Source organism: Methanosarcina barkeri 3 (genome assembly GCF_000970305.1).
Taxonomy (GTDB): domain Archaea; phylum Halobacteriota; class Methanosarcinia; order Methanosarcinales; family Methanosarcinaceae; genus Methanosarcina; species Methanosarcina barkeri_A.
On record NZ_CP009517.1, the window covers coordinates 852,104 to 866,965 of the forward strand.

Here is a 14,862-nt window from a genome sequence, read left to right on the forward strand (position 1 = left end):
AGAGTAGAATAACTTATCTTAAAGAGTAGAATAACTTATCTTAAAGTGTAGAATAACCGATCTAAAAAATCTTAATCGAAATATCCGGTAATACATCTCCTTTTTTATTCTTTGAAAGTCGTATTCAGGTTCGTATTCTTATTCCCCAGATAACTGCTCCAATTCCCCCGATAATAAGGAAAAGTCCGAATATCCAGGGTAGGATCAGAACTCCTGTCAGAGAGTTAGTCAACAAAAGTAAACCAAGGACAATGGAAACGGCACCAAGAATCCACATACCTCCTCCTTCTCCTTTAAGTGTTGAAGCAAGTATTACAGCACCGTTGACAATAGCTAATGCTCCTATGAAGATAACGAGAAGCTTAAGAACTACATAAGGACTGACGATAGGATACATCAGTATAACAACTCCTGCAATAATGCTCAAAATACCTGAAAGCAGCTTCCATTTTCCGTCCTTCGTAAAGATCAGCGCTCCTATAACAGCAATAATTCCTTCCGCTAGCCAGAAAATAGCCAGGAGTCGTATTAACAGAATAGTGGTTGCTATAGGTTCGTATAAAAGAAATATACCTATAATAATAGCAATAATTCCTTCAAGAAGTACAGACCACCAGGGTATCTGCGATACTTTTAGCTCCGTCCCGGACTCATTATCAATTGGTTGCTCCATATATCCCTTCTCCCTATATTCGGACATTATCACTAATGCTTGCCATATACAGGTATAGGCTCATCTGAGGAAACTTAGGACCTATCCGAAAATTGTTCTGATATGGAACTTTCACAGTGAGCAATATACGCAGCCAGAAAGGATACTCACAAATCATGATCCGTTTTAATCTTTCAACTTGCATCACTGACTTTTCGGACAGATTCTAAGTTCGGTTCTGCTTTTTGCCGGTTTAATCCTGAGATTAACTTTATACATGCTCGTTTAAATCCTAACATTAATTTTATACATGCTCGTTTATATATACTCTCATTTTTATATATTTATTGTACTAATACTGATGTGACTGTTTTTTTGATCGCAAGAAGAGGTGGGCACCACACAAACAAGCAGATAAAGAACTTTTAAGGGGAAAACGAGTACATAATGCCCTGATATCAAGAGATAGATAATGAAAAAATCGACCACATAGCAGTAAGAGCATAACCTGAAATAAAAGGAATTTTCATGACATCAGAAATTGAGTATTTTGTCATAACTTTTGCAGTGCTGCTCTTTCTCTTTAGCCTTGTATCCCGAAAGATCTCAGGCACCGTGGTCACAGCCCCTATGATCTTTGTGGCAGCAGGACTGCTGCTTAGCCCAGAAGGGCTTGACTTTGTGAGTGTCTCTTCAAACAGCACTCTAATTCTTAATATAGCCGAGCTTGCACTTATCCTGACTTTATTCTCGGATGCTTCAAAAATTGAGCTACAGGCACTATTAAGTGAAGAGAAACTTCCAGGCCGGCTTCTAATAATTGGCATGCCGCTAACAATTGCCTTCGGGGCTATTGTTGCTGCTCTTTTTTTAAAGGATATAACACTTGCAGAAGCAGGTCTTATAGGAGCCATGCTTTCTCCTACGGATGCAGGACTTGGTCAGGCGATACTCAACAATACAAAAGTACCTGCAAAAATCAGACAAACACTCAACGTGGAGAGTGGACTCAATGATGGGGGTGCAATTCCTTTCTTTCTCTTTTTTCTGATACTGACAAGAGGTGAGGCACTAAAATGGCCAGTAGGTACTCTGATAGTCCTGGCGTTTGAGCAGATAGGTATAGGGATGCTTGTTGGTGCGGTTATAGGGCTTGCAGGGGGATGGCTTTCTACTAAAGCTGTAAGGGTCGGGTGGATGTCAGGGCTTTACCGTAAAATTGGCTTTATGTCCCTGGCTATCATTTCCTGGCTTGTAGCAGACTTGATTGGCGGTAGCGGATTCATTGCCGCTTTTACAGCTGGTCTTATCACTCAGGCTGGAGGTAAAATAAAAACTGCAGAAGAAGAGATCATCCTTACGGAGGCCGAAGGGAACATACTGAGCTGTGCAGTCTTTTTCATATTCGGAATTACAGTCTCTGCGAGAATTTTTACAATTAGCTGGCCAATATTTATCTATTCAGTGCTGAGCCTTACGCTTATACGTATGCTACCTGTGGCAATCTCGCTTATAGGCATAAAGCTGCATTCCGAAACCGTACTTTTTCTAGGCTGGTTTGGGCCCAGAGGCCTTGCATCCGTTGTTTTGTTATTGACTGCCATGGAAGAAACTGGAGGAATTGGAGGAAATGAAACTTTAAGTCTTGCGGTGATCACGACTGTTTTTCTAAGCGTTTTTGTCCAGGGAGCTACAGCAGATCCTGGAAGTGAGTGGTATTCCCGCATAGTAGCGAAACTGCCTACTGATTCACCTGAAAGGAAGAAAGTAGGAGAGTCTTCTATAAGTTCCTATGACGTAGATGTCAAGAATTCATTAAATAATTCTGAGGATAGGTAAAGGATACCAAATAGGTACATTGTCTGGAGGCATGACCCAGTCAAATTTTATCCGGTGGCATTATCCAGTAGTATTGTATGAATAATTAGAAACTGGGAGAAATGTGAGTGGTCGAAATTGAACAGATGCTGCTTTTTGGCAGAATTCTCCTGAAGCTGGCCGTTATTCTGGTACTGACAATAGGGGCCATAATAGTAAGCCGATTAGTCCTGAAGCGCTTGCTTTGGCCGGCAATCAAAAAAACAAAAACAAAAGTTGATGACAGAATTCTTCGTCTTTTAGAAAATCTCCTGTTACTTTACATTATTCTGCAGGGCATGCAGGCGATAGTAAGAATGTTCGGTGAATCTGTAGGTATCTATTCAAAACTGACGGATGACCTTTTTTTCCTTCTTTACTGGAGTATAGGAGTCTATATAATTATTCGTCTCATATCTATCACTTCAAACTGGTACTTATCTAAGGTACCTATTCGGGATCGGGAAAAAATCGACCAGAGAATAGTTCGCTCCATACAATACATGTTCCTGCTGGTTTTTAGTTTTCTAGCCATAGTTATACTCCTGAGACATTTCGGGATTACGGGAACTGCACTTACTGCATCACTTACAGCCCTTGGTCTTGGTGGGATAATCATCGGACTTGCAGCCCAGACAACTCTTACTGATATCATTACCGGGATTGTGCTTTTAATTGACCGCCCCTTCAGAATAGGAGACCGTATTCGGATCGAAAAACTCGATACATGGGGAGATGTGGTAGAGATTGGGTGGAGGTCAACGCGTGTTCTTACAAGAGATAATAGACTTGTAATAGTCCCTAATTCTGTGATCGGAATGGACTTGATCACTAACTATTCCATACCCGATAAGATATACCGTGTCGAGACCGACGTAGTTGTATCATATGGCCCGGATATGGAGTACGTACGAAACCTGATTATTGAAGCTATGAAGCACGAAGACTGGATCATGCATGAAAATCCCATACAGGTCCTCTTACTTGAGTTCACAGGGTCAGGAATGAAACTCAAAGCCAGATGCTGGATAGAAGATTATATGGAAACAAGAGTTTCAGAGGACCGACTAAACACGGCAATTTATAAAGCTTTGATAAATGCAAATATAGCAATGCCTTCTTCTGATATTATTATTCACTTTGCTGACCAGGGAAATGTGTTAACAATTTTCAAAAAAGACGAGAATTAAAAAAGAAAATAAGATTAGCAAAAAGAATAGAACAGCTTCAATTTTAAAGAATAATTCTCCTCAGCAGACTCCTCAGCAGACTCCTCAGCAGACTCGATAAAATAAGTCAACGTGCATAGAATAATATATAAAAGAATAATTATATAAAGTGGTTTATTGAACCTCGAGATTGGGGAAATCTCGAAGGTTCTATTGGGGAGTTGACAGTATAAAAATTGACATGTATATTCCTGCAAAAGATTTTCGTAAAGAGATATTCGACATATCTCAGCATCCCGGTTGAAATCGAAAATTCAAAAAACAATTTTAATCGATTTGCCTACCTCTGGACAGTCCAGTGTCATGTAGACAACAAAATGTCATACAAAATCGACTGCCATTACTCAAAATAATTGAGTTCTTGAAAGCTTATTCGGCACTGGTTTGTGAAAGGATATCAATACATGTGAAATATGCAGATGACACTGTACGAAGAAAATCATACTGGTGGCTTTCTACAACAAACTGGCTGCTCCCTGACCCTGCCACAAAAAGCTTGAGGGATTTAAGTAAGGTTTTTTCCCGACTATTGTGCTTCTGCATGTTGAGACAGCATAAAACATGTAATCCGGGATGAAAACAGGACTAACCCAGCTTTTTCAATACTTAAAAAATGGTAATTGCGATTATGATTTCACCTCTGTTAATGAACTGACGTGAAAACATAATAACCAGCAAAAATGTCGCATAAAAGGAGGTTTGAACTATAGCAACATTAACAGTTCTGAAGTTTGAAACCGCTAACGGTGCTGAACAAGCTCTTGAGGTGGTAGAAAATTTAAGCAAAGAGCAACTGATCAATCTGCATGATGCAGCCATAGTCACCTGGCCTGAGGGAAAAAAGAAACCGAAAACAAAACATTTGAGTGATTTAAAAGGTGCCGGAGCGTTAAGCGGAGCTTTTTGGGGTTTACTTTTTGGCCTGATCTTTTTTATTCCTATATTTGGTATGGTAGTCGGGGCAGCAATGGGTGCACTGATGGGTTCCATGTCTCATGTGGGTATTAATGAAGATTTCATAAAATCAGTGCGCAGCAAAGTGACTGAAGGTACTTCAGCTCTTTTTTTGATGACCAGTGATGCCATAGAAGATAGAGTCGCAGATGCAATGAAACAGTTCAAGTTTGAAATCATTGCTACCAATCTGTCCAAAGAAGAAGAGAAAAAGCTGCATGAGACATTCGCCGAAGAAGAAGCAGCTCCGGCACGCTAAAATTTGATCGAAAAGCGCCAATCTGGAAAAAAATGTATTTCTAGAACTCAGTTAAGCAAAGAACAAAAATTCAAGAACAAAAATTCAAGAACAAAAATTCAAGAACAAAAACTCAAGAACAAAAACTCAAGAATAAAAGAAGTGGGAATAAAAATAGGAGGGGGTGCAGAGTAAGTTCAGTTCCTCTCCACACCCTTATTTCTATAAATTTTTAGAAAATCCAAAATTGATAGGGGAACAAATGTCGCTTAAAGAATACAAACCAGGAACCACTTTTCCAGGTGTAATCGGGCGCACGTTTGACCAGTCTGAACCAGCCTGGCCGAAACCACTGCGTGCCAAAGAGAGTGCTCCAAACGTCCTGTTCATTGTGCTGGACGACACGGGTTTTGGGCAGCTTGGGTGCTATGGCAGCCCTATTCGGACACCAAATCTGAACAGCCTGGCTGCAGGAGGACTCATTTACAGTAACATGCATACGACTGCGCTTTGCTCTCCCAGCCGCTCGTGCATATTGACCGGCCGAAATCACCATTCAAACAATATGGCCTGTATAACTGAGGGTTCCACAGGCTATCCCGGCTACAACGGCTATATACCTTTTGAGAATGGCTTTTTGTCTGAGATCCTTCTTGAGCATGGATACAATACTTATGCCATCGGCAAATGGCACCTGACGCCTGCAGAACAGATATCGGCAGCAGGACCTTATGACCGCTGGCCTTTAGGAAGAGGTTTTGAGCGCTTTTATGGTTTTTTAGGAGGTGAGACTCATCAGTATTACCCTGAGCTCATCAATGACAATCACTCAGTAATCCCTCCAAAAACTCCTAAAGAAGGTTACACCTTGAATGAGGACCTGGCGGACAAGGCTATCCAGTTCATTGCCGATGCCAAACAGGTAGCTCCCAATAAGCCTTTTTTCATGTATTTCTGCACTGGAGCCATGCATGCCCCTCATCATGTTCCTAAAGAATGGGCAGACAAATATAAAGGGAAATTCGATGACGGTTGGGAGGCTTACAGGGAGAAGACATTCGCACGGCAGAAGGAACTGGAAATTGTTCCAAAAGATGCAAAACTATCACGCCATGACCCTGATGTCAAGCCCTGGGAAGAATGCTCGTCTGAAGAAAAGAAGCTTTATGCCCGCATGATGGAAGTCTTTGCCGGATTTTTGGAACACACCGATCATCATATAGGCAGGTTGCTGCAGTTTTTAAAAGACGTTGGCGAATTTGAAAACACTTTGATTATGGTTATTTCCGACAATGGTGCCAGCTCCGAAGGTGGTTCTACCGGGTCGGTCAACGAGAATTTGTTTTTCAACAATGTGCCTGAGTCTCTTGAGGAGAACCTCTCATTGCTGGATAAGCTTGGGGGCCCGGAGACTTTCAACCACTATGCCTGGGGCTGGACCTTTGCCGGAAACACACCTTTCCGCCGCTGGAAACGTGAAACTTACCGTGGCGGTGTCAGCGATCCCTTCATAATCCACTGGCCCAGGGGAATAAAGGCAAGAGGTGAAGTCCGAAACCAGTATGCTCACATTATCGATATGGTACCTACTGTTCTGGACTGCCTGGGGATCGAACCTCCTACTGCTATTAAAGGTGTAACCCAATCTCCTATTGAAGGCGTAAGTTTTTCACATACTCTAGACGATTCCAGTGCACCTACCAGACACCACACTCAGTATTTCGAGATGATGGGCCATCGCTCTCTATATCATGATGGATGGCGTGCCGTATGCCCGTGGCCTGGCCCTTCGTTCGTTGAAGCAGGAAAACCTTTTGGCGAACCGATTTATGCAGAAAAATTGACCGAACTGGATGCAAAAGGCTGGGAACTTTACAATGTTCAGAAGGATTGGACAGAGAACAGGAATATAGCTGCAGAAAACCGGCCGAAGTTAATCGAGATGATTGCTACCTGGTATGCAGAAGCAGGGAAATATAATGTGTTACCTATCGATTCCCGAGGAGTGCTGCGCCTTGCTGATGAGCGGCCACAGATTGCAGCCGATAGGACTAGCTATATTTATTATCCCGAAACCCAGCCGGTTCCCGCAAACGCAGCTGTTAAGGCTCTTAACCGCACACACAGCATCACTGCCGATGTAGAGGTTCCACCAGAGGGTGCTGAAGGAATCCTGCTTGCCCATGGAGGTATCGATGCCGGCTATTCATTCTATATTAAAGGCGGAAAGCTTCACTGGGTACATAACTATGTAGCTAAGGCCCTTTATCATGTCGAATCCAGAGAGAATGTTCCTGAGGGACGGCATCAACTGCGCTTCGAGTTTGAGGTGACAGGTAAGCCAGATGTTGCTAACGGTAAGGGTGCACCCGGAAAGGCTCAACTCTATATAGACGGGAAATTAGTCGGCCAGGCTGAAGTCCCTGTAACTACTCCGCTTGTACTCGGGTTAACCAGTGGAGTTACCTGTGGCTCAGCTCACGGATCACCGGTTACACCTGATTACGAGCCTCCTTTTGAGTTCACAGGCAAGATCTACAGGGTGACCGTGGACGTAAGCGGCAAATTAATCGAGGACAAGGAAGCTGAAACACGCATGGTCATGGCACGGCAGTAAACGGAAATATATTCAGAGTCAGGGGACTGCCAGTTCTTCAGAAAGGGTGAGAATCATTACGGATAAAGTCTCCAGAAATGTTTTGTCGGGAGTGTGCTGCACGTTGAGCCTGGTTATTTCGATGCAGAGGGAAAATACTGAATGACACAAAATTATCTGCTTCCCAGAATTCATGTGCTGGCCAAGCCTACGGGAGCAATCTGCAACCTTGCCTGTTCCTACTGCTTCTTCCTGGCTAAAGAAGCACTCTACCCGGGCAGCAGGTTCCGCATGTCAGATGAAGTTCTGGAAAACTATGTCCGGCAGCTTATCGCAGCCCACCGCAGCTCGCAGGTAACTGTTGCCTGGCAGGGAGGAGAACCCACACTTATGGGAATAGATTTTTACCGGCGTGCAATTGAACTGCAGGAAAAGTACGGAAAAACGGGTATGGTATTCGAAAACACGATGCAGACAAACGGCACGCTGCTGGATGACGAATGGTGTCGCTTCTTTAAGGAAAACAATTTTCTCATAGGAATTAGTATAGACGGTCCTCGTGAACTTCACGATGCTTATCGGGTGGACAAAAAGGGAGAGGGGACTTTTGACCGGGTCATGGAAGGGCTTCGCCTGCTGCAAAAACATGATGTTGAGTACAACGTCCTGACAACAGTTAACCGAGTCAACGCTGATTGTCCACTGGAAGTCTATCGCTTCCTGCGGGATGAAGCCGGAACAGATTGGATTCAGTTTATTCCGGTTGTAGAGCGAATCAATGAGGAAGGGCATACTCTTTACCAGAGAGGAGAAACGGTCTCAAACCGTTCCGTGAAGCCTGAACAGCTTGGAAGTTTTCTGAGCTGTATTTTCGATGAGTGGGTTAGAAATGATGTGGGAAAGATATTCGTGCAGACTTTTGAAGCTTCCGCTCGCAAATGGCTTGGGCTGCCTTCAGGTATGTGCGTTTTTGAAGAAACATGCGGTATGGGGCTTGCTCTGGAGCATAATGGGGATCTCTACTCATGTGACCATTTTGTGGAGCCGGACTATCTGCTTGGCAATATTCTGGAAAAAGAAATAAGTGAGCTTGCCGCAGCGGAAAAGCAGTACAGGTTCGGGCAGGATAAATGCGACTCTTTGCCGCAGGTATGCCGTGAATGCGAGGTGCTCTTTGCCTGCCAGGGAGAGTGCCCAAAGAATCGTTTTCTGACCACTTCTGCCGGAGAAAACGGCCTGAACTATCTTTGCAAGGGCTGGAAAGCTTTCTTCCGGCACATCAATTTTCCGATGCAGATAATGACAGGCTTAATTCGCAGGGGTTATCCGGCTTCGGAAGTTATGAGAGTTATTGCGCTGGAAGATGCTTTTTCCCGGGCAGGGCGCAATGATCCCTGTCCCTGCGGCAGTGGACAAAAATTTAAACGCTGTCATGGCACAAGAAAAAAAGAAAAAAATCTGAAAGGACGAGCCTGAAACAGATAAAGCAGAGAGTTCAGCTGCAGCCCGGACCTGTAGTTTGATTTTGAAAGAAGTAAAGCTGAGAGTAAAAGAAAAAATTCATAGTTGAGTAAATAAAAATTCATAGTTTTTCCTGTTCAATTTCAAAGGCTGTTTAAAAGCGCTAATTCAAGATATCAATCAATCAATCAATCAATCAATCAATCAATCAATCAATCAATCAATCAATCAATCAATCAATCAATCAATCAATCAATCAATCAATCAATCAATCAATCAATCAATCAATCAATCAATCAATCTTTTGGGGGTTAAGAATGGAAGAAAAGAAACCAAATATACTGGTCATCTGGGGAGATGACATCGGAATCACCAACCTGAGTTGCTACAGCGACGGGCTGATGGGATACAGAACGCCGAATATTGATAGGATTGCTGATGAAGGTATCAAGTTTACGGACTCTTACGGTGAGCAGAGCTGCACTGCCGGAAGAGCTTCGTTTATCACCGGCCAGAGTGCTTTCCGTACCGGACTGAGCAAGGTGGGAATGCCCGGAGCCAAGATGGGACTTCATTCCGAAGACCCGACAATTGCCGAATTACTCAAACCTCTTGGCTATGCGACTGGCCAGTTTGGAAAAAACCATCTTGGGGACCGGGACGAATATCTGCCCACCAACCATGGTTTTGATGAGTTCTTTGGCAATCTCTACCACCTGAACGCTGAAGAAGAACCTGAACAACGTGATTATCCACCTGAAAAAGATTTTCCTGATTTCAAAAAGAACTATGGCCCAAGAGGCGTAATCCATAGCTATGCCGACGGCCGCATAGAGGATACCGGTCCATTGACCAAAAAAAGAATGGAAGATGTAGACCAGGAATTTCTGGATGCAGCCGTCGATTTCATCAAACGTCAGCATAAGGCGGAAAAGCCGTTCTTTGTCTGGTTCAACACTACAAGGATGCATTTCAGGACTCATATCCCTGACAGGATACGGGGACAGTCGGGGCGCTGGCAGTCCGCATACCATGATGCTATGATTGAGCATGATCGGCAGGTAGGCGTGCTGCTTGATCTGCTGGACGAAATCGGCATTGTCGACAATACTATTGTTATCTACAGCACGGACAACGGACCACATATGAACTCCTGGCCCGATGCAGCTATGACACCGTTTCGCAACGAGAAAAACTCCTGCTGGGAAGGAGCTTTCCGTGTTCCTGAGGTAATGCGCTGGCCTGACGAGATTCCGGCAGGCACAGTTTCTAACGAGATTGTGAGCCACCTGGACTGGCTGCCAACTTTGCTTGCAGCCGCAGGAGAGCCGGATATTAAGGAGAAGCTTAAAAAAGGCCACAAAGCAGGAGATAAAACTTTCAAGGTGCATCTTGACGGTTATAATATTCTTCCCTACCTGACCGGAAAGGAAGAAAAATCTCCACGTATTGCGTTCTTTTACTTCTCGGACGATGGAGACCTGGTGGCTTTGAGGTACGACAACTGGAAAATGGTCTTTTTGGAGCAGCGCGCAATCGGCACGCTCCTGGTCTGGGCTGAACCTTTTGTTCCTCTGCGTGTACCGAAAATATTCAATCTGCGTACCGACCCATATGAAAGAGCAGACCAGACCTCTAATACTTACTACGACTGGCTTCTCGACCACGCCTTCATGCTGGTGCCGGCTCAGGGCATTGTAGGAGACTTCCTGGCAACGTTTAAAGAATTCCCTCCACGCCAGAAAGCGGCAAGCTTTACCGTTGACAGGGTAATGGAAAAGCTTTTGGAGGGAATCGGGAGCACCTGAAGGTTAAAGCTTTATTTGAAATAAAAATCTGCAGGAAACGGGGACATAATAAATAACGAGCAGTTTAACTGCAGTATATAAAATTCTCAGTATAAAGGATACAATAGACGTTCAGGATGATGAATATGTTAAAAACAAGTTATAATGTTCTTCAAAAGTGAAAAGACACATTTTCATTTTTGTGTCCTAACAGATGGTTTAGTTTCTTTGTAACTGCTCAGTTGAACTTGTTTATTTTACCTTTCGATTTCATCATACTTGCGGCAGGTACCTAGGCACTCATAATCTTTTCTATATAAAATATATGGAAGTTAGACAAATGAGATTTTTCATGAGTATCTCAAATATACACAAATAATGAGGTTTTAGTAAAACCTGTGCATAATTGAAAAGAGAATTTACAGCAAACTTACAACACTACCTGAAAAAGGCACCATTACATATTATTAAATGCATTATCATATTGCCCAGTCTCATTAGTAGTTTTTTTATTAAAATCATACAATATTCTTTTCATTTCGTTTCTCATGATTAGACAGTAAAGTTGCTCTTTGTTGTCAGCTTTATTAATCTTTTTAATCAATTGCTCTAAACGTTCAGATAATTCATTATTCAAATTACTATTTGTAACTATAGCGATCACGTCAATATTTTCATATCTGGTACATTCGTAAAATTGTCTAAAAAGACTATCATCCACTGCTGTTATCCGTCTATTTGAGGTTTTATTTGCTTTATTTTTAGTTTTACTTTCTTTTTTAGGAGCGCTGGACTTCATAAGAAATGCAACTGTTATTGAATCACCATATAAATCAGTTTTAGATTTCATATCATAAATTTCATGACCATGATGATGTCCGCCTGTAGTACCTGTATATTGACCTATTACATATTTCATGCATTTACTGTAAATCTCTTTTTTAATATCTAAACAATCACTACAAGCTACAATTCCATGTTCACCACATTTTTCTTGTAAATTATCCAATTGATTTCTAAAAGCTTCAGAAAATACTCCTTCAGGAAATTCAACAACCATTCGGAAAAATCCCAAATCATTAAATTTAATTAATATAGTTTTGTTCATTTTTTTAATATGATTTATATTCATCTCATTTTCCTTTATTTCTTTTATTGATTCGTAATATTCAGACCAATCAATATTTTTTATGGATTCTATTAAAGGAGTAGCAAATTCTGGAGCAATTGTGTTTGCATATCCAAGATATCCAAAGATTCTTTCTCTAAAAAATGGATCATTATTTCTGTTTTCGGCTATAGGTCCCTTCATTAGAATATTATGAACAATTGCTCTTAATTTCTTTTTATTTTCCCTACCAATGCTTAATTTATCATTAACGACCAAGCCTGTTACTTTTTGTCTAGAACTTTTAGAATGTAATCTAGTTTTTTTCTCATTGACAGCAAATCCATTACTTTCAACAATTCCTATTATTTTTTGTTTATACATTGCAAGCTTTTGAGAACCTGAAATTGTAATATCATCTGCATACCTTGAATACTTAAAATTTCGTTTCTTACAATAGTCGTCAATAGCAATGTCAAGTTCTTTGACAGCTAAATTTGCTAACATTGGACTTGTCGGCGCACCTTGAGGCAACTTTCCTTCATAGGTACACAACTCAGCTAAAAAAGAAGCAGTTTTTTGAGTGTATCCCATACATAAAAAGATTTCAGTAACTCTTTTAATATCAATACTTGGAAAGAAATCTTTAATATCAATTCCTAAAACAAGATTTTGATTTATATGATTTGAAGCATTTGTTAAAATTGATCTTTTTGGAACAAAGCCATGAACATAATCTCCAATACTGATTTTATATAATATTTTATTCAATATCCATTGCTGAATAAGCTTCATTTGTTTTGATGGAGCATCTATTTCTCTAAAGCCCCCTGATTTTTTGGGTATACTAAATGTGACATAAAATTTTTCTTTATTCTTCAAAAAAAAAAGTATTTGTTTTGCGGAGAAATTGGATAAGAAACAAAAATGATGGACGTCATAAATATAGGGTAATGTTTGTGACTTCAGTACCTTAAAAGAGTTAAAATTGTCACTATATTCTTTTCCCTTCAACGTTGGGATAATTCCGTCTTCAAAATAATCGTTGAACAAAATTTTCAATTTTATATTTTCTGCTACTTTTCTTGTCAATTATCCCACCTAATAATTCAGGACTAAATAAATAACATAAAGCTGCCCTCACTAAAGCGCTGGGCGCTTTAATGTAACGAGATTCTTAGCGGAGGCGGATTCTGCCGGAGCGGAATCTCGTTAGAGTCTATAATGGAAGGTTCACCTTCGCCATATTATGCCTTTTGCATGGTGTTACACCACACATATCTCCCTGGCGAGAGATAATTCGAAAACTGAGGGCAGCTAAACAATAAAAGATTAACTTGTTATATATATCATACGATATGATACAATTTGCAAAAAACGAATAGAAGAAGATCATGAAAGATAAATTAAAAGCTTTTAACTGGAAATTGATTTATTAGCAATGTCCCAAAAGTTCTATGAAATTATGTTATCTCATATGCACAGTTTTACGATAAAACCTATGGATATTCTAAAAGTTTCAAATTCCTGAAAATTACAAAATGCCTTTAGTATGCAAAATTGACATAACTTTGCTAAAATCCGTAATATAAAAAGACTATTTCTGTTTTATCATCTGATTATTATAATGGAAATTGTCAATTTCAGGCTGATTTTTCCACAATTGCCTATGTGTTTGTTTCCTCGATTGTTCCAAAGTATATAAGAATTCGCTTGTTTTCTTCGATAACTCTAACATCAAATGTAAAAAAATACATAGAAACACATACTCTATTTAAATAGCGCCTAATGATATCGATTTTAAACTTGAATACGTACTACAAAAAGAAAAATAACGAGTAAAGTATTTAAAAATAAAGCGAATCAATATAAAAAATAGAGAATTGTTGAATTATGGGATTCTATGCACGACCCGTCCGAAAGTCCAGTGGAATAAGTCCACGAGCAAATTCAGTTACCTCTACTTCGAACTTACTTTTCTATTGCATTCATTGCTAATAATTCACATATTTATTATTATAAAATTACATGCTCAGTGTTTTTACATGAAATGTGACGAAAGTGACGAAATTCAAGACATAGTGGCACTTCTGAATCAAAACGGTCAAAATACGATTACACCTCCTTCCACTGTTACTTTTGCTCAACACGATGAAATTCAGATGCAATCCGGATTACTAATACAATAGTTAGAAAAAACGGAGTATTGAGAAAAGAAAAAAAGCCTGAATTTGTCCATCAAACTTCGGAAAGCTGCTTTAAATTGCCTACTGAGATATCAACCGTCAATCAGGAGGTTAGGAATGGAAGAAAAGAAACCGATTATCCTGGTCATCTGGGGAAAGCAAGAAGGAGTCTGTAAATGAAAGTTGTAAGATTCATTGCAGGAATGCGTTTTTTTGTATTAATTCCGGTGATAGGGTTGGCTATTGCTGCTTGCACTTTATTTGTTAAAGGCGGCATAGATATTGTTCACTTTGTGGGAGAAGTCATTACTGAAATGTCAGAAGCAGGTCCAAAAGAGAATATTATTGTTGAAATTGTGGAGACTGTCCACCTTTTCTTAGTTGGTACGGTACTATTTCTTACGTCTTTCGGGCTCTACCAGTTGTTTATTCAGCCCCTACCTTTACCAGAATGGGTGAAAGTAAATAGTATTAAAGAGCTAGAACTGAACCTTGTGGGGCTCACTGTTGTTGTACTTGGAGTTAATTTCTTGAGCATTATCTTTGAACCGGAAATAACAGATTTAGCAGTATATGGAGTAGGCTACGCTTTACCTATTGCAGCTCTGGCTTACTTCATGAAAGTGCGTTCGCAGATTAGCAAAGAGAGTAGTGAAGGAGAACAATTGAAATCCATAGGCGAAGTGACTTCTGTGAACAGCGAATCAAACTGGCTAATAAACAAAAAGGAAGACTGAAAAAAGGAGACTGAAGTCAGATTGACTATCTCACTTTCTTCCTTGCAGATTGTTCTT

Annotated in this window: 11 protein-coding genes; 8 read left to right on the forward strand and 3 right to left on the reverse strand. The window is 40.6% G+C overall.

The annotated features are described in order from the left end of the window. Positions 1-124 precede the first annotated feature (124 nt). Positions 125-673 carry a DUF308 domain-containing protein gene (locus MSBR3_RS03505; RefSeq protein WP_048106473.1) on the reverse strand — a complete coding sequence of 183 codons (549 nt, stop codon included), beginning with the start codon at positions 671-673 and terminating at the stop codon, positions 125-127. 507 nt (positions 674-1,180) lie between these two features. Between MSBR3_RS03505 and MSBR3_RS03510 the strand changes: the two genes are divergently transcribed. Further along, a complete protein-coding gene (locus MSBR3_RS03510; protein ID WP_048106475.1) occupies positions 1,181-2,491 on the forward strand; it encodes a cation:proton antiporter in 1,311 nt (436 codons plus the stop codon). Positions 2,492-2,598: 107 nt separating this feature from the next. Then, positions 2,599-3,699: a mechanosensitive ion channel family protein gene (locus MSBR3_RS03515; RefSeq protein WP_048106477.1), complete on the forward strand. Its 1,101-nt coding sequence runs from the start codon at positions 2,599-2,601 to the stop codon at positions 3,697-3,699. 408 nt (positions 3,700-4,107) lie between these two features. On the opposite strand, the gene MSBR3_RS19950 is transcribed toward MSBR3_RS03515, so the two are convergent. Beyond that, positions 4,108-4,281, reverse strand: a complete 174-nt coding sequence (locus MSBR3_RS19950; protein WP_155396700.1) for a hypothetical protein — start codon at positions 4,279-4,281, stop codon at positions 4,108-4,110. 223 nt (positions 4,282-4,504) lie between these two features. Here MSBR3_RS19950 and MSBR3_RS03520 point away from each other — a divergent pair, with 223 nt between their 5' ends. The 5 genes from MSBR3_RS03520 (at position 4,505) to MSBR3_RS03535 (ending at position 10,795) form a co-directional block, all read left to right on the forward strand. Beyond that, the gene (locus MSBR3_RS03520) at positions 4,505-4,951 is read left to right on the forward strand and encodes a DUF1269 domain-containing protein (RefSeq protein WP_230627739.1); all 447 of its coding nucleotides are present in this window, start codon (positions 4,505-4,507) and stop codon (positions 4,949-4,951) included. A gap of 3 nt (positions 4,952-4,954) precedes the next feature. Further along, positions 4,955-5,125: a hypothetical protein gene (locus MSBR3_RS19955; protein WP_155396702.1), complete on the forward strand. Its 171-nt coding sequence runs from the start codon at positions 4,955-4,957 to the stop codon at positions 5,123-5,125. A 67-nt stretch (positions 5,126-5,192) separates the two neighbouring features. Continuing rightward, positions 5,193-7,547 carry an arylsulfatase gene (locus MSBR3_RS03525; protein WP_048106481.1) on the forward strand — a complete coding sequence of 785 codons (2,355 nt, stop codon included), beginning with the start codon at positions 5,193-5,195 and terminating at the stop codon, positions 7,545-7,547. A gap of 141 nt (positions 7,548-7,688) precedes the next feature. After that, complete coding sequence (locus tag MSBR3_RS03530; RefSeq protein ID WP_048106482.1) at positions 7,689-9,002, forward strand: anaerobic sulfatase maturase; 1,314 nt, start codon at positions 7,689-7,691, stop codon at positions 9,000-9,002. Positions 9,003-9,304: 302 nt separating this feature from the next. Continuing rightward, positions 9,305-10,795, forward strand: a complete 1,491-nt coding sequence (locus tag MSBR3_RS03535) for an arylsulfatase (protein ID WP_048106483.1) — start codon at positions 9,305-9,307, stop codon at positions 10,793-10,795. A 436-nt stretch (positions 10,796-11,231) separates the two neighbouring features. On the opposite strand, the gene MSBR3_RS18760 is transcribed toward MSBR3_RS03535, so the two are convergent. Further along, positions 11,232-12,974 (reverse strand): retron St85 family RNA-directed DNA polymerase, encoded by a 1,743-nt coding sequence (locus tag MSBR3_RS18760; RefSeq protein WP_052723257.1) that lies wholly within the window; start codon positions 12,972-12,974, stop codon positions 11,232-11,234. A 1,270-nt stretch (positions 12,975-14,244) separates the two neighbouring features. On the opposite strand from MSBR3_RS18760, the gene MSBR3_RS03545 reads away from it, so the two are divergent. Then, positions 14,245-14,805 (forward strand): YqhA family protein, encoded by a 561-nt coding sequence (locus MSBR3_RS03545; protein ID WP_048106484.1) that lies wholly within the window; start codon positions 14,245-14,247, stop codon positions 14,803-14,805. Positions 14,806-14,862 lie beyond the last annotated feature (57 nt).